The sequence below is a fragment of the Pseudomonas sp. D(2018) genome, assembly GCF_005502555.1.
In the GTDB taxonomy this organism is placed as follows: Bacteria; Pseudomonadota; Gammaproteobacteria; order Pseudomonadales; family Pseudomonadaceae; genus Metapseudomonas; species Metapseudomonas resinovorans.
The window spans coordinates 1-18,515 of sequence record NZ_SCOK01000077.1; the positions used below are offsets into that span (position 1 = coordinate 1).

Annotated in this window: 18 protein-coding genes and 5 tRNA genes; 11 read left to right on the forward strand and 12 right to left on the reverse strand. The window is 63.5% G+C overall.

Features of this window, described 5'->3' with window-relative positions; genetic code table 11:
• Positions 1-248: 248 nt before the first annotated feature.
• The 3 genes from htpX to FFS60_RS26855 form a co-directional block, all read right to left on the reverse strand.
• The gene (gene htpX / locus FFS60_RS26845; protein ID WP_028627273.1) at positions 249-1,121 is read right to left on the reverse strand and encodes a protease HtpX; all 873 of its coding nucleotides are present in this window, start codon (positions 1,119-1,121) and stop codon (positions 249-251) included.
• Between the two features lie 87 nt (positions 1,122-1,208).
• The gene (locus FFS60_RS26850) at positions 1,209-1,661 is read right to left on the reverse strand and encodes a hypothetical protein (protein WP_028627274.1); all 453 of its coding nucleotides are present in this window, start codon (positions 1,659-1,661) and stop codon (positions 1,209-1,211) included.
• A gap of 6 nt (positions 1,662-1,667) precedes the next feature.
• Positions 1,668-2,879 carry a pyridoxal phosphate-dependent aminotransferase gene (locus FFS60_RS26855; RefSeq protein WP_137823709.1) on the reverse strand — a complete coding sequence of 404 codons (1,212 nt, stop codon included), beginning with the start codon at positions 2,877-2,879 and terminating at the stop codon, positions 1,668-1,670.
• A 175-nt stretch (positions 2,880-3,054) separates the two neighbouring features.
• On the opposite strand from FFS60_RS26855, the gene msrB reads away from it, so the two are divergent.
• From msrB to FFS60_RS26870, 3 genes are all read left to right on the forward strand, one after another.
• Positions 3,055-3,447 carry a peptide-methionine (R)-S-oxide reductase MsrB gene (msrB, locus tag FFS60_RS26860; protein WP_028627276.1) on the forward strand — a complete coding sequence of 131 codons (393 nt, stop codon included), beginning with the start codon at positions 3,055-3,057 and terminating at the stop codon, positions 3,445-3,447.
• A 119-nt stretch (positions 3,448-3,566) separates the two neighbouring features.
• Complete coding sequence (locus FFS60_RS26865) at positions 3,567-4,052, forward strand: glutathione peroxidase (RefSeq protein ID WP_028627277.1); 486 nt, start codon at positions 3,567-3,569, stop codon at positions 4,050-4,052.
• Positions 4,049-4,516 carry a MarR family winged helix-turn-helix transcriptional regulator gene (locus FFS60_RS26870; RefSeq protein WP_028627278.1) on the forward strand — a complete coding sequence of 156 codons (468 nt, stop codon included), beginning with the start codon at positions 4,049-4,051 and terminating at the stop codon, positions 4,514-4,516. The genes FFS60_RS26865 and FFS60_RS26870 overlap by 4 nt, the downstream gene beginning before the upstream one ends.
• Here the strand turns inward: FFS60_RS26870 and FFS60_RS26875 are convergent.
• Positions 4,497-6,824 carry a response regulator gene (locus tag FFS60_RS26875; RefSeq protein ID WP_137823710.1) on the reverse strand — a complete coding sequence of 776 codons (2,328 nt, stop codon included), beginning with the start codon at positions 6,822-6,824 and terminating at the stop codon, positions 4,497-4,499. The two genes, FFS60_RS26870 and FFS60_RS26875, sit on opposite strands and share 20 nt — an antisense overlap.
• Before the next feature lie 99 nt (positions 6,825-6,923).
• On the opposite strand from FFS60_RS26875, the gene FFS60_RS26880 reads away from it, so the two are divergent.
• A complete protein-coding gene (locus FFS60_RS26880) occupies positions 6,924-7,814 on the forward strand; it encodes an ATP-binding protein (RefSeq protein ID WP_137823711.1) in 891 nt (296 codons plus the stop codon).
• Positions 7,811-8,293, forward strand: a complete 483-nt coding sequence (locus FFS60_RS26885; protein WP_137823712.1) for a GAF domain-containing protein — start codon at positions 7,811-7,813, stop codon at positions 8,291-8,293. The genes FFS60_RS26880 and FFS60_RS26885 overlap by 4 nt, the downstream gene beginning before the upstream one ends.
• Before the next feature lie 64 nt (positions 8,294-8,357).
• On the opposite strand, the gene FFS60_RS26890 is transcribed toward FFS60_RS26885, so the two are convergent.
• Positions 8,358-9,020: a glutathione S-transferase family protein gene (locus FFS60_RS26890; RefSeq protein ID WP_137823713.1), complete on the reverse strand. Its 663-nt coding sequence runs from the start codon at positions 9,018-9,020 to the stop codon at positions 8,358-8,360.
• A 23-nt stretch (positions 9,021-9,043) separates the two neighbouring features.
• A complete protein-coding gene (locus FFS60_RS26895; RefSeq protein WP_137823714.1) occupies positions 9,044-9,814 on the reverse strand; it encodes a hypothetical protein in 771 nt (256 codons plus the stop codon).
• 232 nt (positions 9,815-10,046) lie between these two features.
• Between FFS60_RS26895 and FFS60_RS26900 the strand changes: the two genes are divergently transcribed.
• The 5 genes from FFS60_RS26900 (at position 10,047) to FFS60_RS26920 (ending at position 10,548) form a co-directional block, all read left to right on the forward strand.
• Positions 10,047-10,122, forward strand: a tRNA-Glu gene (locus FFS60_RS26900).
• Positions 10,123-10,137: 15 nt separating this feature from the next.
• A tRNA-Gly gene (locus FFS60_RS26905) sits at positions 10,138-10,213 on the forward strand.
• 88 nt (positions 10,214-10,301) lie between these two features.
• Positions 10,302-10,377 (forward strand) — tRNA-Gly (locus tag FFS60_RS26910).
• Between the two features lie 6 nt (positions 10,378-10,383).
• A tRNA-Glu gene (locus FFS60_RS26915) sits at positions 10,384-10,459 on the forward strand.
• 13 nt (positions 10,460-10,472) lie between these two features.
• Positions 10,473-10,548, forward strand: a tRNA-Gly gene (locus FFS60_RS26920).
• A 54-nt stretch (positions 10,549-10,602) separates the two neighbouring features.
• Here FFS60_RS26920 and FFS60_RS26925 read toward each other — a convergent pair.
• Entirely contained in the window at positions 10,603-11,742 is a 1,140-nt protein-coding gene (locus FFS60_RS26925; RefSeq protein ID WP_137823715.1) for an SRPBCC family protein, read from the reverse strand.
• A gap of 88 nt (positions 11,743-11,830) precedes the next feature.
• Between FFS60_RS26925 and FFS60_RS26930 the strand changes: the two genes are divergently transcribed.
• A complete protein-coding gene (locus FFS60_RS26930) occupies positions 11,831-12,754 on the forward strand; it encodes a LysR family transcriptional regulator (RefSeq protein WP_137823716.1) in 924 nt (307 codons plus the stop codon).
• A gap of 150 nt (positions 12,755-12,904) precedes the next feature.
• Here the strand turns inward: FFS60_RS26930 and FFS60_RS26935 are convergent, their stop codons facing one another.
• From FFS60_RS26935 to FFS60_RS26955, 5 genes are all read right to left on the reverse strand, one after another.
• Complete coding sequence (locus FFS60_RS26935; RefSeq protein ID WP_137823717.1) at positions 12,905-13,087, reverse strand: hypothetical protein; 183 nt, start codon at positions 13,085-13,087, stop codon at positions 12,905-12,907.
• The gene (locus FFS60_RS26940) at positions 13,084-14,214 is read right to left on the reverse strand and encodes a PepSY domain-containing protein (protein WP_028627287.1); all 1,131 of its coding nucleotides are present in this window, start codon (positions 14,212-14,214) and stop codon (positions 13,084-13,086) included. The genes FFS60_RS26935 and FFS60_RS26940 overlap by 4 nt, the downstream gene beginning before the upstream one ends.
• 46 nt (positions 14,215-14,260) lie before the next feature.
• The gene (locus FFS60_RS26945; protein ID WP_028627288.1) at positions 14,261-16,639 is read right to left on the reverse strand and encodes a TonB-dependent siderophore receptor; all 2,379 of its coding nucleotides are present in this window, start codon (positions 16,637-16,639) and stop codon (positions 14,261-14,263) included.
• A 224-nt stretch (positions 16,640-16,863) separates the two neighbouring features.
• On the reverse strand, positions 16,864-17,823 hold the full coding sequence (locus tag FFS60_RS26950) for a FecR domain-containing protein (protein WP_137823718.1): 960 nt from the start codon (positions 17,821-17,823) through the stop codon (positions 16,864-16,866).
• Positions 17,820-18,338, reverse strand: coding sequence for an RNA polymerase sigma factor (locus FFS60_RS26955; RefSeq protein WP_137823719.1), 519 nt, complete (start codon positions 18,336-18,338; stop codon positions 17,820-17,822). Before FFS60_RS26955 ends, FFS60_RS26950 begins: the two co-directional genes overlap by 4 nt.
• Positions 18,339-18,515: the final 177 nt, after the last annotated feature.

Below are 18,515 nucleotides of genomic sequence, written 5' to 3' on the forward strand. Positions count from 1 at the left end.
GATGGCCGTGGAATCGGTGTCCGGATGCTCGTGGAATGAGTGTCCGGATCAGCGTGGAATCACTGTCCGGATGTGCGTGGAATGGGTGTCCGAGTCAGCGTGGAGTCCGCAGCAGGGCGGATGTGTCTGGCGTTGAGGTCCGTAGGATGGCGTAGAGCGAAGCGAAACCCATCAAGGCCCTGCATCGCCGGCTACAAATGCGCAAAAAAAGGGCGGCCAGTTGGCCGCCCAAGTCAGTGTGATTCGTTTCAGCCGCGGCGGCGCAGGGCTTCGATGCGGTCTTCCAGCGGCGGGTGGCTCATCAGCAGGCCGGCAAGGCCATGCTTCAGGCCGCCATTGATGCCGAAGGCGGTCAGGCTGTCGGGCATTTGCACCGGCACACCTTGCTCGGCGCGCAGGCGCTGCAGGGCGCCGATCATCGCATTGGTGCCGGCCAGGTTGGCGCCGGCTTCGTCAGCGCGGAATTCGCGGCGGCGCGAGAACCACATGACGATGATGCTGGCGAGGATGCCCAGGACCAGTTCGGCGAAGATCGTCGCGACGAAGTAGCCGATACCCGGGCCTTCTTCGTTCTTCAGGATCACCTTGTCGACGAAGTTGCCGAAGATGCGCGCGAAGAACATCACGAAGGTGTTCACCACGCCCTGGACCAGCGCGAGGGTGACCATGTCGCCATTGGCCACGTGGCCGATCTCGTGGGCCAGTACGGCCTTCACTTCGTCAGGGGAGAAGCGTTCCAGCAGGCCCTGGCTTACGGCTACCAGTGCGTCGTTCTTGTTCCAGCCGGTCGCAAAGGCGTTGGCCTCGTAAGCCGGGAAAATGCCGACCTCAGGCATCTTGATGCCCGCTTCGCGGGACAGTTGCTCGACGGTCTGCAGCAGCCACTGCTCGTGGCGGGTACGCGGCTGGGTGATGATTTCGGTGCCGGTGCTCATCTTCGCCATCCACTTGGAGATGAACAGCGAAATCAGGGAGCCAGCAAAGCCGAACACGGCGCAGTAGACCAGCAGGCTGCCGTAGTTCTGGCCGGTAAAGCGGTCTACCCCGAGCAGCTTCAGCGTGATGCTGGCAATCACCAGGACTGCAAGGTTTGTGGCCAGGAACAACAGAATGCGCATCATGATTGGAACAGTCTCCTCACGGCGGAAAGCGTTTTGGTATGCGGGGTATATAAGGGGCGGCCCTGGCGTATTCAACCAGGGACTATTTCAAACTATGTCGCCTGAGGCGTCGGCTCTGCTTTCGAAGATTAGCCGAGTCAGGCATACGAGGCGTTCGCTATCGGCGTTGCGAAGGGCGCCGCGCAATTGCTGCGCCAGGCTGGCCTGGACCCGCAGGATGCTGGGAGGCAGGGATTCCGGGTTGGCCAGCTCGGCGGGTACCGCGCGGGACAGCCGAAGAAAGCCTTTTTCGGTCAGGACTGCCTGGTCCAGCGCCTCGAAGTGGATGGTGCTGTCGAAGCGCAGGTAGCCCTCGTCCGCGAGCCAGAGGAGTGCGCCCAGGCAGCTTTCGTGGCGCTTGCTGGGCAGGCCGAACTCATCCGGTTCCGACGGACCGATCAGATCCTCCACATACAGCGCCACGCGCCGCGGGAAGACCTGATACAGCTGCAGCAGGCCGCTGGCGCAGTCCTTGTAGAAGTCGTCGATCTGCAGATCCATGGGCGTTTATTGGCGATACGACTTGAGGAAGTTGCCGATGCGGCCGATGGCCTGCTCAAGGTCGTCGACGCGGGGCAGCGTCACTACGCGGAAGTGGTCCGGCCATGGCCAGTTGAAGGCGGTGCCCTGGACGATCAGCAGTTTTTCGGAGAGCAGAAGGTCGAGGACGAATTTTTCGTCGTTGTGGATCGGGCAGACCTTCGGATCGATCTTCGGGAAGGCGTAGAGCGCACCCATGGGTTTCACGCAGCTGACGCCGGGGATGTCGTTGAGCAGTTCCCAGGCACGGTTGCGCTGCTCCAGCAGGCGGCCGTTAGGCAACACCAGGTCGTTGATGCTCTGGTAGCCGCCGAGTGCGGTCTGGATCGCATGCTGGCTCGGTACGTTGGCGCACAGGCGCATGTTGGCCAGGATGTCGATGCCTTCGATATAGCTCTGGGCCTTCTGTTTGGGGCCGGAAATGGCCACCCAGCCGGAGCGGAAACCGGCCACGCGGTAGGACTTGGAGAGACCGTTGAAGGTCAGGCAGAGCACGTCCGGCGCAAGCGACGCGGTGGAGATGTGCACGGCCTCGTCGTAGAGGATCTTGTCGTAGATCTCGTCGGAGAAGATCACCAGGTTGTGCTGGCGTGCCAGCTCCACCATGCCTTCCAGGACTTCCTTGGAGTACACGGCGCCCGTGGGGTTGTTCGGGTTGATGATCACCATGGCCTTGGTGTTCTGGGTGATCTTGGCCTTGATGTCTTCCAGGTCTGGCCACCAATTGGCTTGCTCGTCGCACAGGTAGTGCACCGGCTTGCCGCCGGCCAGGCTCACCGAGGCGGTCCAGAGCGGGTAGTCCGGTGCCGGGATCAGGACTTCGTCGCCATTGTTCAACAGCGCCTGCATGCACATCACGATCAGCTCGGACACACCGTTACCGAGGTAGATGTCTTCAATGCCGACGCCTTCCACCTGCTTCTGCTGGTAGTACTGCATCACCGCCTTGCGAGCACTGAACAGGCCCTTGGAGTCGCTGTAGCCCTGGGCGGTGGGCAGGTTGCGGATCACGTCCTGGAGGATTTCCTCCGGGGCTTCGAAACCGAACGGCGCCGGGTTGCCGATGTTCAGCTTGAGGATGCGGTGGCCTTCCTCTTCCAGGCGTTTGGCGTGCTTGAGCACCGGTCCGCGGATGTCGTAGCAGACGTTGGCGAGCTTGTTCGATTTGCTGACCTGCATGATGCGTTACTGTCCCGAGGTGAAAAAAGTCGCGCCGGGGCGACGGGGATCGATGCGCCTTGGCAGCCTGTAACGCCGCTGCCAGACTGGCGTCTGATGAATCGCGCATGATACGTGCGGCCCGATGGCCCGAAAAGGTCGGGACCGGGCTTTTTTACCCCTTTCGAGGACTGCCATGGACAAGCTTGAGAAACCCCTTGAAACCTGGCGCGAGGAGCTTTCCGACGCCCAGTTCCACGTCTGCCGCCTGGGTGGCACGGAGCGCGCCTTCACCGGCGAGTACTACGCCACCAAGACGCCGGGCATCTACCACTGTTCCTGCTGTGGGGAAGCACTGTTCGACTCCGACGCCAAGTACGACTCCGGCAGCGGCTGGCCAAGCTACTTCCAGCCGGTGAGCGAGGGCGTCATTGCCGAGCGTGAGGACTTCAGCCACGGCATGCACCGTATCGAAGTGCGCTGCGCCCGCTGCGATTCCCACCTGGGGCATGTCTTCCCCGATGGGCCGCGCCCCACTGGCCTGCGCTATTGCATCAACTCGCTATCGCTGAAGCTCGAACCGCGCTGAACCGGGCTATTCGAGAGGGCTCGCCGAAAGGTGGGCCCTTTTTATAGGTAAATTAAATTGCGCGCAATTTAATTGAGAGCTATTTTTTAACGGTTCTCTTCCCTACACAGGCCCTGACCATGAGCGACAAGATTCTCGATATCCCCGTGACCACCATCAAAGGCGAGCAGAAGACCCTTTCGGACTTCGGCGGCAAGGCTCTGCTGGTGGTCAACACCGCCAGCAAGTGCGGCTTCACCCCGCAGTACAAAGGGCTGGAGAGCCTCTGGCAGCAATACAAGGACAAGGGGCTGGTCGTGCTGGGCTTCCCCTGCAACCAGTTCGGCAAGCAGGAGCCGGGTGACGAGGGCGCGATCAGCGAGTTCTGCGAACTGAACTTCGGCGTCAGCTTCCCGCTGTTCAAGAAGATCGATGTGAACGGTGCCGGCGCCCACCCGCTCTACGTACAGCTCAAGCAGCGCGCTCCAGGCCTGCTGGGTAGCCAGGGCATCAAGTGGAACTTCACCAAATTCCTGATCAGCCAGGACGGCCGGCAGATCAAACGCTTCGCGCCCACCACCAAGCCGGAAGAAATCAGCGCCGAGATCGAAGCCTTGCTGAAATGACCACCCCTATGATCGAACCTGAGCTGCTGCTGGACAATCAGCTCTGCTTCAAGCTCTACGCAGCGTCTCGTGCGGTGATCCGCGGCTATCGACCGCTGCTGGAGCCGCTTGGCCTGACCTACCCGCAGTATTTGGCCATGCTGGTGCTCTGGGAGTGGCACGCGCGGCCGCCAGAACAGCCCACGGTCAAGGCCCTGGGCGAGCGTCTGTTGTTGGATTCCGGCACGCTCACGCCTTTACTGAAACGTCTGGAGCAGCTCGGCCTGGTGCGCCGCCAGCGTGCCGCCCATGACGAACGCGAAGTTCACCTGGCGCTGACGGAAGAAGGTGCCGCCCTGCGTAGCAAGGTGGTGCCGCTGCGCAATGAGCTGATCTGCGCCAGTGGTCTGGATCTCAACGAAATGGCCGAACTGCGTGCGCGCCTTGGCGAGCTGTTGGGTCAGCTCATGGGGTTGCCTGAGTAGCCGGCAGCCAGGTGTCGAGCAGGGCCACCAGCTCTTCGCGGCGGAAGGGTTTGGCCAGGTAGTCGTCCATGCCGGCGGCGCGGCAGCGTTCGCGCTCGTCCGGTAGGGCATTGGCCGTCAGGGCAATGATCGGCAGGTCTGGCCAGCGCCCGCTCTGGCGTATGCGTCGGGTGGCTTCGTAACCGTCCATCACTGGCATGTTGCAGTCCATCAGCACCAGGTCAACGGCCGTTTGCTCCAGTCGGCTCAGCGCCTCGGCGCCGTGGCCCGCCAGCAGCACCTCGCAGCCCAGCTTGGTCAGCATGCCTTTGGCTACCAACTGGTTCACCGCGTTGTCTTCGACGAGCAGCACTCGCGCATGTCGCTGCTGCGGCTCTGTCCTTTCCGGCGCGGGAACGGGTGCGGCTTCGGGGAGTTTCAGCAGCACCCGTTGCAGCGCCTGATGGAGGGCTGCACGAGAAAGTGGGCGGGCCAATTGATGCAGCGGCGTCAGGGTCGCTGCACGCGGCGGAGGCAGAAAACTGCCATAACCAGTCACCAGCAGGATGGGCACCTGGGCAGCACGGCGCACATTCTCCAGGCAATCCGGGTTGTCGCTGATCAGCACATCGGCTCGAGCGTCACTGAGGTCGGCGTCGTGGTCGCGTCGCTCGAATTCCAGGCCCCAGAGCGGGAGCCAGATGCCCAGCATTTCGGCCAGGCCGCTCTTGGCGCCGCACAGTGCAATGGCCTTGCCTTTCAATTGCGCGCGCGGCTCCGGCGGGCTGTGCTCCACCAGCGGTAGCTCGGCGCTGAACAGGCTGCCGAGGCCTTCCTGGGACTTGACGTCCAGCTCACCTTGCATCGCTTCGCAGAGGTGGCGGGTGAGCGCCAGGCCGAGGCCGGTGCCGCCGAATTGCCGGGTGATGCCTGCACTGCCCTGGGAGAAGGGTTGGAACAGCTTGGGCAAGGCTTCGGCGGAGATCCCGATGCCGGTGTCGCGAACGGTGATCAGCACACCGCCGGGGCTTGGCGCGGCGCGCAGGTCGACGCGGCCCGAGCGGGTGAATTTGAGCGCGTTGGACAGCAGGTTGCTGATCACTTGGCGCACTCGCGTCGGGTCGCCCACCACCAGCGATGGCAATCGCGGGTCGATCAGACAGGTCAGTTCGACACCGGGGGCGGCATTTTGCGAGAGCAGGTTGGCCGTGTCTTCCAGCAGGGTGCCCAGGTCGAAGGGGATCTGTTCCAGCTCCAGTTGGCCTGCCTCGAACTTGGACAGGTCGAGGATGTCGTTGAGCAATTCCACGAGCACGCTGCCAGAGTCATGGGCGATCTGCAGCTGGCGCTGTTGCTCGTTGTTCAGGGGGCCATCGAGCGCGAGGTCGAGCATGCCCAGCAGGCCGTTGAGCGGGGTGCGGATTTCGTGGCTCATGTTGGCGAGGAACGCGGCCCTGGCCTTTGCCATCTCCAGGGCGGTGCCGCGCGCCACCTCCAGTTCCTGGTTGTAGCGGCTGAGGCGGCTATTGGCGGCCTTCAGCTCGGCGGTGCGCGCTGAAACGATGTTCTCCAGTTCGGCCAGATACTGGTTCAGCCGCTGGTCCGCTTCCCGGCGTTGCTGCATCTCGGTGGCCAGGCTGGCCAGTTGGCGGTTGATGACTTCCACCAGCACGCCGATCTCGTCCTGCTCATGGCCGGGCGGGCAGGGCAGTTTGGCATCCGGCGAGGCACGTGGGTCGCGCTCGCTGAGGCCGCGGATCAGTTCAACCAGCGGCTTGGTCAGCATGCTGTAGAAGAGCACCAGGAGGATCAGGGAGAGCAACAGACTGCGCACGAAGCCGCTGAGCAGGGTGATCATGGCGCGACGCAGAAAGTGGTTGCCGAAGGCGAAGGTGTCCACCTCCAGGCGCAGTACGCCAAGGGTCTCATTGGGAGCGTGGACGATATAGAGCGGGTCTTCGAACTCGCGCCGTTCACCGAACAGGTAATCGCTGAAGATGCGGAAATCGCTCTCTGCACGCGGCCGGCTGACGCTGGACAGCACGGCTCCGTTGTTGTCGATGATTTCGGCGCGGATCACCGCAGGCGAGCGCAACAGGCCGAGTACGAGTTCCTGGGCCAGTTCGGCGTCGATGTTGTAGGCGATACGCGCGGCGGGGCTGTGGGAGATTTCGAGAAGGGCCTTGATCTCCCGGTCGATGGTCTCGTTCTCGTTGAGATAGTCGCTGGCGACCTGGATGGCGCTGAGTACGGTGCCGAGTAGAAAGGCCACCAGCACCGTCAGGCTGGCCTGCTTGAACGACAGCCGTTGTGTCAGCGGAATATCCATGGGGGCGCGGGAATTGGCCTTGTTCCGAGGGCTTGCCAAGCATAGCCTATCCGGTCTGCCGACAGCGCCTGGTGACTGCGGCTGAGCAAGGAGTTGAACGTGGATTCCCGTCTGTTTGAGTTTCTCGAGCGCGCCGATGCGGTGCTGGCCCGCCTCGAACCCCTGTTGCCGGCGCCTCGTCCGGTCATCGATTGGCAGAAAAGCCTGGCGGCGCGCTGGCATCGCGATGGCCGCAGCGGCTACCTGCAGCCTCTGGACGTGAGCCTGGACCTGTCCCTGGCGGATCTGATCGGCGTCGACAAGCAGCGTGAACAACTGGCCGGCAACACCCGTCAGTTCGTCGATGGCCTGCCGGCCAACCATGCGCTGCTCTGGGGCGCCCGTGGTACTGGCAAGTCCTCACTGGTTCGCGCGCTGATGGCTGAGCACGCTGGTGCGGGGCTGCGCCTGATCGAGATCGAGCGCGACCACCTGGCCGACCTGCCGCGCGTGGTGGAGCAACTGGCCAACCTGCCGCAGCGCTTCGTGCTGTTTTGCGACGACCTGTCCTTCGAGGCGGGTGAGGGCGACTATCGCGTGCTGAAGAGCGTGTTGGACGGTTCCCTGGAACGCGCTCCAGACAACGTGCTGCTCTACGCCACCTCCAATCGCCGTCATCTGGTGCCCGAGAAGCAGAGCGACAACGAGCACTGGCAGATGGTCGACGGTGAGCTGCACCCCAACGAAGCTGTGGAGGACAAGATCGCCCTGTCCGACCGATTCGGCCTTTGGTTGTCCTTCTATCCCTTCACCCAGGATCATTTCCTCGCTGTGGTACGCCACTGGGTCGGCGTCCTGGCCGAGCCGGCCGCGTTGAACTGGGAATGGTCCGAGGAATTGGAAAAGCTGGCGATTCGCTGGGCCTTGGGGCGTGGCAATCGCAACGGCCGCTGCGCCTACCAGTTCGCCCGTCATTGGGTCGGGCTCGCTTTGCTGGAGTCTTCCAAATGATCGATCTGCAACAGGCCGGCGCCGGCCTTTCCGGCTATTCCATGTTGGCCGCCCAACTGGAATCCCTGCTGGCTGACGAGCGCGATTTCATCGCCAACAGCGCGCAGTTCTCCGCGTTCCTCTTCAATGAGTTGCCGGACCTGAACTGGGCGGGTTTTTATCTCAACCGCAATGAAGAGCTGGTCCTCGGTCCGTTCCAGGGCAAGGTGGCCTGCGTGCGTATCCCCTTCGGCAGGGGCGTGTGTGGTGCCGCAGCGCGCACCCTGGAAACCCAGCGGGTGGAGGATGTGCACGCATTCCCCGGCCATATCGCCTGCGACAGCGCCTCCAACAGTGAGCTGGTGGTGCCTCTGGTCAAGGATGGTCGCCTGATTGGTGTGCTCGACCTGGACAGCCCAAAACTGGCGCGTTTCAAGGAAGAGGACCAGGCCGGAATCGAGCAGCTCGCGGCGATCTTTCTGCGTCTGACCGATTGCTGACCGCACCGCAATGAAAAAGCCCGGACGTGTCCGGGCTTTTTCGTGTTCACTGGATTCGGGGTTTTCAGGCCCTGCCTGCCAGCTTGGCCAGGATCTTCTGTTCTCCCGGCAATACTGCCTGCACTGACTCCCGTGCGGCGATGCGTTCGTAGTGCGCGGCCAAGCGCGGCCAGCGTTCGGCATCCAGTCGCTCGCCGCCGTGTTCCATGTTGATCATCTGGGTGGCGAAGGCGAGGTCGGCCATGGAGAGGCGCTCACCGACGAAGTACGCCGCGTTGCCCAAGGTCTTCTCCAGGTAGTCGAAGTGTGGCGGCAGCCTGTCGACCAGTGCGGCCTGGACCGTGGCTTCGTCACAAGCCTGGCCCATGGATGGCTTCAGGGTGCGGTTGCGGAACACGCCGAAGGTAGCCAGGGGCGCTAATTCATAGTCGGAGTACTTCTCCAGCCAGCGCACCCGCGCGCCTTCCTGGGCGTCACGGCCATAGAGCGGGGTGAGTTCGGGATGTTTTTCTTCCAGGTACTGGCAGATCACGCTCGAGTCGGCGAGGGACATGTCGCCGTCACGCAGGGCCGGGATGCGGCCCAGGGGGCTCAGTTCGCGAAACCAGGCCGGCTGGCTGAAGGGCGAAACGATCTCCAGCTGATAGTCCAGGCCCTTTTCAAGCAGGTAGAGACGCACCTTGCGCACGAAAGGAGAGAGCGGGGCGCCATAGAGGGTCAGGCTCATCGGGAGGTCCTCGTCTGAGCAGATCAGTCGTAGATGTTCTTCTTCTTCCAGATGTCGTCGTCATCCAGTGACTTCAGACCTTCAGTCAGTTCGCTTGGTTCGTCGGCACTGGGCTGGGCGTTCTCCAGCACAAGGGCATTGGCCCGGGCGAGCTGGGCCTTCATCTGTTGCAGACGATCCTGGTGGCGGGCGGGGTCAGGTTGCTTCTGCAGGTACTGGACGCCACGCTCAAAGGCCAGGCGAGCCTGGCGTGGCTGGTTTTCCTGCAGGGCCTGGAGCCCGAGGTTGGTGAAGAACTCCACGTGCAACTGCACGAGCATGTCGCGGATTACCTTGACCCAGTGCTTTGCATCATTGGCGGGCAGTTGGCCATCCTGGGCGGCACGGGTGATCTGGCCGTGGAGGCCTTCCAATTGGAAGCGGATTTCCTTGGCCTTGGCTTCGGTGAGGATCTTTTGCGGCGGATTGTTCACCGGGATGGATTCGCCCTGTCCGGCCAGCGCGCGAAGCTGCTCGACACGTGTCTTGAGAGCGTTGTCGCCCTTGTCCACTTGAAGCAGGCGTTCGCTGAGCTGCAACTGCAGGCGAGTCAGCAGCAGCTTGAGATCAGGGGAGACCATCTGGCCGGGGAGGGTTTCGGAAAGGTCGGCGCAGCGGCGGATACGGTCGGTGAGGTCGGCCTTGAGACGGGCCTTCTCCAGCTTGCTGTTCTCCACCAGGTGATTCACGTAGCCAATGGCGATAAGGATGACGATACCGACAACGATCAACAGGGTGATCACGAGTGGCGACATCTTCGGGGCTCCGGCGTGCTTATTGGGGTGCGGCTGAGTGTAGAGGCTTGACTCCAGCGCTCATAGAGGCGGATCAAATTTTGAGCAGAAGTCTTTGATTTTAAAAAGTTTTTGATAGAGGGTTGACGGGTGTTCAAAGCCTCCCTAGAATGCGCGCCACTTCGACGCGATGCCCACGGCAACGCAGCGAAGCCGGAAGTAAGCGTCAAAGCTGTTGTAAGCTCCGGGCCGCGTCCCCTTCGTCTAGTGGCCTAGGACACCGCCCTTTCACGGCGGTAACAGGGGTTCGAGTCCCCTAGGGGACGCCACTTTCAAAGTTGTATGCGGGAATAGCTCAGTTGGTAGAGCACGACCTTGCCAAGGTCGGGGTCGCGAGTTCGAGTCTCGTTTCCCGCTCCAGATTCAAGAAGCAGGGCCACGGCCTTGCTTACCCAAACCCGTAAGGGTTGAGGGACGCACCAAACGGTGCAGGCTGTAAAGGTTGCATGCGGGAATAGCTCAGTTGGTAGAGCACGACCTTGCCAAGGTCGGGGTCGCGAGTTCGAGTCTCGTTTCCCGCTCCAATTTCAGTCCCCTTCGTCTAGTGGCCTAGGACACCGCCCTTTCACGGCGGTAACAGGGGTTCGAGTCCCCTAGGGGACGCCACTTTCTGTTGTACGCGGGAATAGCTCAGTTGGTAGAGCACGACCTTGCCAAGGTCGGGGTCGCGAGTTCGAGTCTCGTTTCCCGCTCCAGTTAAACGAAAACGCCGCTCATTCGAGCGGCGTTTTCGTTTCTGCGTTTCCGACTTAGACCAGGTCGTGCTGGCGGGCCGGGGACGCCTCGATGGCACGTTCGGCCATCTCCTTCAGCTGCTTCATGGATTCGGCCGATTCCCGGTCGATCTTGCCGCGCATCACCAGCCAGTTCGCGATCTGCATGGCCAGCCCGGCGAAACCGTACTCCAGGGTGCGGACGAACCGTGTCCCGCTGCCGGTGCTTTCGCATTCATAGGTCAGCACCAGTTCCAGTCCATGGGTGCCTTTGGCGGTGGCACGCCAGAGCCGGCCGGGGTTGTACTCGGTCACATCCCAGCTCAGATGCCCCGCGCGCCCGCCGGCGTGGATGTCTTCTTCGAAATGGCTGCCCGCCGGCAGCGGCCCGGCCGGCCCGTCCACGTGCAGGGAGGAGGGGTGCCACTCCGGCCAGCGGGTGGCGGTGCTGGCGTAGGCCAGGACGTATTCCGGGGCGTGGGCGATTTCCACTTCGTGCTGCATTCGGGTCATGGCGCTCTCCTGTTCCAGTGGTTCCCAGTACAGGCTGCCCTTGAGCCAGTCCATGAGCGGGAATACCAGGTTGAAGTTGTGGGTCTGCATCAGATCGCGGCGGTGGTGCAGTTCATGCAGCCGGCGCATGTGGCGGATCCATGGCAGGCGCGAGATGGGGTGGTTGGCGGGCAGGTGCTCGCAGGCGTGGAAGACCTCGTAGCTCAGGTATCCGGCCAGCAATGTCGCCGAAAAGAGGGCAGCGACGTTGCTGTTGATGAAGGACAGCAGCCACCAGGCCGCGAACAGGCCGATGCTGTAGAAGACGATTAGCCAGGCGGGGAAGAGGATCACCCGCCAGTCCCGAGCCGATTCCCAGGTCATGCGCCCGGCGACGAAGAAGCTATGGTGATCGCCCGTGTGGCGCTTGTAGAACATCGCGCCAAGGCGCGTTTTGTGATGGCCCAGGTTCTTGTGGATGGAGTACTCCCCCCAGCTGAAGAACACCAGGGCCGCCGGCACCACCAGCCACTCCCAAGGCGCCACGTGCTCCAGGCTGCCAATGAAAAAACGCAGGCAGGCCGCGCCGTAAAGCAGCACGAAGCCACCATGCAGCCAGACGTTGTAGAGGGGATGGATGCCCGCCCGATAGCGGTCGCGAAAGGCCTGGGTGTCGTGGTTCATGGCTGCTCCAGCAGTCTTGTTGACATACCGGGGAGCATAGTGGTGAATGCTTTATTCCGATAATGGATAGTCGAAATGAGCATTATTCATGAGCCTGAATTTGCGCCGAATCGACCTGAACCTGCTGCTGGTGTTCGACGCCCTGATGCAGGAGCAGAACCTGTCGCGTGCCGCCACGCGTCTGCACATGAGTCAACCCGCGGTGAGCAATGCCCTGGCGCGGCTGCGTAGCCAGCTGGGAGAGCCGTTGTTCAAGCGTACCGCTCGGGGCATGTCACCCACCGCTCACGCGCAGGTGCTTTACGCCCCAGTGCGCCAGGCGCTTAACCTGCTGCAGCTCGGGCTGGGTGCCCAGGAAGTGTTCGACCCGGAGGCCGAGCACTGCTTTCGATTGTCGATGAACGACTACGCCCAGGCCATGCTGCTGCCCGCGTTGCTGGAGCAGCTGAGGCACGAAGCGCCGCGGGTGGTGCTGGAGGTACAGGACGACGAGGCGCAAAGCCTGGTGACACGGCTGGCGACCGGCGAGCTGGACCTGGCCATCGACTACCTCTACTTCGACAACCCCGATCTCTGCTACCAGCCCTTGATGGAGGAGAATCTGGTGGTGATCGGCCGGGCCGGGCACCCGGCTTTCGCGGGAGGGCTCACTCGCGAGCGCTACCTGGGCAGCCAGCATGTGCTGATATTGCCGCGAGCCGGCCGTGGCTCGCCGCTGGAGATCGTCCTGGGCTCGGCGAAGATCAAGCGCCGGGCGGGGCTTCAGGTTCCCCACTACCTGGCGATCCCGCCCATCGTGGCGCGGTCCGACCTGCTGGGCACCGTGCCGCGCCGGCTGGCGGAGCACTTCGCGGCCATCTACGCGCTGGAGATTGCGCCGCTTCCGGTGGCGACACCCTCCGTGCAGGTGAGCCTGATCTGGCACCGCCAGCAGGAACTGGCACCCGGCCTGCGCTGGCTGCGAGAGCAACTGGCGCAGCTTGGCGCGACGCTTGCCGACGGCGACGCCTAAGTGTCATCGGTGGACGATGCCCTCCTGCCGTTCGCGCAGAGTGGCGTCAGCAGGTAGCCCGACGGCCGGTTCGAGCCGCTCTAGGCTCTTGGTGTTGGCGGATTCCGCCCGGCAATGCCGGGCGGGCCTTTTAGCACTTCTCGAATCAGCTCAGCGCTTGCGGCGGATTGGGCGCCGCAGCAGCGGCCAGATGCCCAGCACGGCTGGCGCGCCCAGGCCTAACCAGGCGATGGCGTCCCATCCGCCGTCACCGAGCAAGGCACTGAACAGGCCAAGGGCGCAAAGCAGGCCGATGATCGAGGGCAGGGCGAAGGTAGTTTGGCGCCAGTTCATGCTGTCGCTTCCTCGGATGAGCGCTGTCCAGTACTGCGTCGCTGGCGAACCCACCAGAGATAGAGCCCGCTGCCGAGCACGATGATGGTGAGCACATCGAGCACGGCCCAGAGCAGTTGCATCGGGCGGCCGCCGTAGTCGCCGAAATGCAGCGGCTGCGACATCGCAAGGGCATCCATGTACCAGGGGCGTTGGGCGACGGCTGTGACGGCCAGGGTGCGTGCGTCGATCAGCACTGGCGTCCACAGGTGAGCAGTCAGGTGAGTGCTGCCGACCATGAACACCGTGTAGTGGTGCTCGCTTGAGAAACGGGTGCCGGGGAAGGCGATGAAATCCGCCTGCATGCCGGGCAGTGCGTCGGCGGCAATCGTCAGCACGTTGTCCACGGGGGCACGCTCAGTCAGCGGAGGTGCGTTGCGGTAAGGCTCTACCAGGGCGGTCAGCGTGTCCTGTCGCCAGGCACTGATCAACAGGTCGGCGCAGGCGCTGATGACACCGGTGACACCCACCACCAACGCCCAGGTCAGGGTGACGATGCCGATGAGGTTGTGCAGGTCCAGCCAGCGAGTTCGTGTGGAGCGCTGGTGACGCACTTCGGCGAACTTGAGGCGTCGCATGAAGGGCGAGTAAAGCACCACGCCGGAGATGATGGCGACTACGAACAGCAGGCCCATGAACGCCAGCAGCAGCTTGCCCGGCAGCCCGGCGAACATGTCCACGTGCAGGCGCAGGATGAACATCAGCACGCCGCCGTTGGCGGCTGGCATGGCCACGGGCTCGCCAGTGCGGGCATCGAGCATGAAGGTGTGTGAGGCGTTCGGCTCGGTACCGGCAGTGGCGGCAGTGATGGCGACCACGCCATTCGGCTCGTCTTTCTCATAACCCAGGTACTGCACTACCTCGCCAGGGCGGTGGCGCTGGGCGGCATCCACCAGTTGCTGCAGACCCAGGTGCGGGGTGCCAGGAGCCATTTCGCGCAGCTCGGGCGCTTCACCCAGCAGGTGCTCCAGCTCGTGGTGGAAGATCAGCGGGAGCCCGGTAAGGGCCAGCATCAGCAGGAAGAGGGTGCAGATCAGGCTGGTCCAGGTATGCACCTGGGACCAGCGCCGGATGGTGCGGCTTTGCATGGCGATTCCCGATTCAAGGGCCGCCCCGCGGGGCGGCCGTGCTTCGTCAGAACTTGTAGTTCACGCTGCCGACCACGGTGCGTTCGTCGCCGTAGTAGCACCAGTAGCCGTCGCAGGTGGACAGGTATTCCTTGTTGAATACGTTCTTCGCGTCCACCGCTACCGAAAGGCCGCGCAGTGAGCTGTTCAGGCGGCCCAGGTCGTAGTGGGCCGAGGCGTCGTACACGGTGTAGGAACCGGTATGGCCGAGCCAGGTGTTTGCGGTGTTGCCGTAGCTGTCCCCCACGTAGCGCACGCCGCCGGCGATGCCAAAACCGTCGAGGATGCCGCTGTGCCAGGTGTAGTCGGCCCAGGCGGTGGCCTGGTTGCGCGGCACCTGGGCCATGCGGTTGCCTTTGTCGGCACCTTTCTGGATTTCGCTGTCGGTGTAGCTGTAGGAGGCCACCAGCTTGAGGTTCTCGGTGACGTCGGCGGTGGCTTCCAGTTCCAGGCCGCGTACTTCCAGCTCGCCGATCTGGCGGGTCACGCTGCCTTCGGTAACGCTGACGTTGGTCTGGGTCAGGTCGTAGACGGCGGCGGTCAGCATGGCGTCGGTGCCGGGCGGCTGGTACTTGATGCCCACCTCGTACTGTTTGCCCTCGGTGGGTTCGAACGACAGCGTGCTGTCGACGTTCGCACCCATCGCGGGCTGGAAGGACTCGGCGTAGGAGATGTACGGGGTGATGCCGTTGTCGAACAGGTAGCTCAGGCCCACGTTGCCGCTGAAGGCCACATCGCGCTGGGTATTGGTGGCGTCGTTCTTGTTGTAGAAGGTGGTGCCGGTGTGCACCCAGTCTTCGCGGCCGCCGAGGGTCAGGCGCCAGTTGTCCAGGGCGATCTGGTCCTGGATGTAGAGGCCGGTCTGGCGGGTTTTCTGGTTGAAGTCCTGCATGGTGAAGTAGCTCACGCCGGACAGGTCCGCACCATAGATCGGGTTGTTGACGTTGATCGGCGGTACACCCATGCCGTACAGCCAGCGGTAGTTGGTGTTGGCGCGCTGATGGTCGAGGCCCAGCAGCAGGGTGTGGTCCAGCTCACCCGTGCTGAAGTCGGCCTGGAAGTTGTTGTCCACGGCGAATTGGCTGATGTCTTCGTCGACGATGCCGGACTCGCGGTTGACGTTACCGTCGGCATCGATGCTGTTGAAGGTGGCCACGTTCACCGCCTGGAACTCCAGGTCGCTCTTGGTGTAGCGCAGGTTCTGGCGGAACTGCCAGACGTCGTTGAAACGGTGCTCGAACGCGTAGCCAAGGGCGTAGTAAGTGCGGTCGTAGAAGTCCCAGTCCGGCTCGCCCAGGTTCTTGTGGTGGGAGATGTCACCGAAAGGAGAGTCGATCTTGGTGCCCTGCAGTGGCAGGAACTGGCCGGTAATGCCGGTGTCGTCGCGCGTGTACTGCGAGAGGAAGGTCAGGCGGGTGTCGTCGTTGATGTTCCAGGTCAGGCTCGGCGCGAGGTTGTAGCGCTTGTCCGGGATGTGGTCGATGGGCGAGTTGCTGTCGCGCACGGTGCCGCTGACGCGGTAGAGAAACTGGCCCTCGTCGTCGATCTTGCCGGTGCTGTCGAAGTTGATCTGCTTGTGTTCGTTGCTGCCGGCCTGCAGTTCCAGCTCGTTGGCCTGTTCTTCCTGCGGGCGGCGACTGACCATGTCCAGCAGGCCACCGGGCGGGGTCTGGCCGTAGACCGAGGACGCCGGGCCGCGAAGCACGGCGATGCGCTCCAGGTTCCAGGGTTCGATCTTCGGATTGGCGAAGGAGCCCACCGGCAGCGGCAGGCCGTCGAGGAACTGGGTCGGCACGAAGCCGCGCACCTTCAACCAGTCGGAGCGGGAGTCGGAACCGTAGCCGCTGCTCATCACGCCCGCGGTGTAGCGCAGGGAGTCGTTGAGGTTGAGCGTCGGGCGCGAATCCAGCTGCTCGCGAGTGATCACCGAGATCGAGCGGGGAACTTCGTTGATTGCGGTGTCGGTCTTGGTGCCGGCGGCGGTGCGGCTGGCGACCATGCCAGTGGTCGGGCCCCAGGCGGTTTCATAGCTGCGGCTGCCGTCGATGTTCACGTCCGGCAGGTTCATCGCCTCATCGGCGACGGGTGCCAGGCTGTAGCTGTCGGCGCCGTTCTGCACCAGGCGCAGACCGCTGCCCTGCAACGCCTGGGACAGTGCCTGCAGCGGGCTCAGTTCGCCCTGCACGGCCGGGGCGGTCTTGCCAGCGGTCAGGGCCGGATCGACGCTGAGGACGATGCCGGCATTCGCGGCGATGCGGTTCAGGGTGCTGGCCAGCGACGCGGAGGGCAGTTGGTAGGCCTCGGCCAGGGCCTGGGTGGACAGGCCGCCGAGGGTGATGGCCAGTGCCAGCAAGGTGTGGCGGAACGGGGCAGTTGCAGGGTGCATTGCGAACATCTCCTAAGTGAGAAATCGTCTCAATGCCTTCTTGCCGAACCAGAATCGAAAAGTGACAGGGGGATTGAGAAAATTTTCCGGTCCCGTCCCTGGACTCGTTGCTTTGTGGGGTGGAGAGCGCTTTTCTGGCTCGCTCACAGCCTCGAACGCCAAGGCACCGCCGCGTGGTGGGAATCGTTTGAGCGATTGCCACCCTGCGGGACAGTCATGGCGTGTCAGTCATTCGCGGGCACCACGCGCACCCACCAGTCGCTGTAGCGCTCGATGCTCACTGGCAGGCTGGGAGGCAAGGCGGCGAGCGCCTTGTCGCTGTCGTTCAACGGGAAGACACCACTGATGCGCAAGTCGGCCAGGGCCGGGTCCAGGCCCAGGTAGCCGCTGCGGTACTCACCCAGGCTGTCGATCAGCTGTGCCAATGGCATGTCGTCGGCCACCAGCATGCCGTGGCTCCAGGCCTCCGCGCCCACCGGTGCGGGTTCGCTCCGGCCCAGGTGTTCCCGGTCGATGCGCACCTGTTCACCGGCCTGGATCACCCGCTCGCCCGAGGCACTACGGGGCGCTGCGGCCACAGCCGATTCGAGCACGATCAACCGGGTCGACTCGCCCTCGCGGCGCACCAGGAAGCGGGTACCCAGGGGCTGCAGGCGGCCCTGCTCGGTTTCGACGATGAACGGGCGTGGGTCGTCGTGACCCGTCTTCACCAGGATTTCGCCGCTGTGCAGGTAGAGCCGGCGTTGCGCTCCGTCGAAGTCGATGTCCAGGGCGGTACGGCTGTTGAGTTGCACGATGCTGCTGTCTGCCAGGCGCAGCTCACGGTGCTCGCCACGGGCGGTCAGTTCATCGGCCAGGTAGTCCCCGAGGGGACGCTGCTGGGCGAGCAGGCCAAGACCCAGGCCCACTGCCAGCAGCAAGGCCAGGGTGTTTCCGGCGATTCGATGTGGGCTGCGTCGCCGCACGCCGCCGCTGCGCAACAAGGCCCGGCGGGCCGGGATGGGGGCGGCCGCTGCCAGTTGCTGGTCGATCCCCGCCAATTGCTGCCAGACCTGCGCGTGCTCCGGTCGTTCGCCGAGCCAGCGGCGGAACTCGTGCCGCTCTAGCTCGGTGGCCTCGCCGGAATCCAGGCACAACTGCCAGGCGATGGCCTCGTCCAGGGCGCGTGCGGATACCCGGCTCATGTCGGCTCTCCATAGAGGGCGATGTAGCACTGGCGCATGCCTTGGGCCAGGTACTGGCGCACCCGCGAGGGGGAAACCCCCAGGCGCTCGGCGATCTCGGCGTGGCCGAGGCCGTCCAGGCGGTTGTAGAGGAAAGCCGCCCGCGCCTTGCTGGACAACTGACCCAGTAGACGGTCGATTTCCCGGAGGCTTTCGAGGATCAGTGCCTGTTCCTCTGGGCTCGGGTGCAGCTCCTGGGGCGCATGGGCCAGTTCGTCCAGGTAGGCGCGTTCCAGGTCATGGCGGCGGAACTGATCCACCAGCAGGCCACGGGCGATGGTAGCCAGCAGGGCGCGGGGCTCGCGGGGAGGTTGCAGATCGGCCCGGGCGAGCAGACGCACGAAGGTGTCCTGGCTGACGTCTTCGGCGCGCTGAGGGCATTGCACCGTCTTGCGTAGCCAGCTGAACAGCCAATCACGATGGTCTCGGTAAAGCAGCCCTACCAGATGCGGGTTCGCGGGATCACCGGCCGACACGCTGACCTCATTGAAATGATCTGAAAAGAGTGATTAAGAATGATTCGCGATGATGACAGAGGCTGGCCTCGTGCCGCAATCGTGGCGGGGGGAATGGGCGCAGGCTCTTTTCCACATCTGACGCCGCCGACGAATAGAGGGTTGGAGGTAGCAGGGGTGACATGTAAGTTAAAAGAA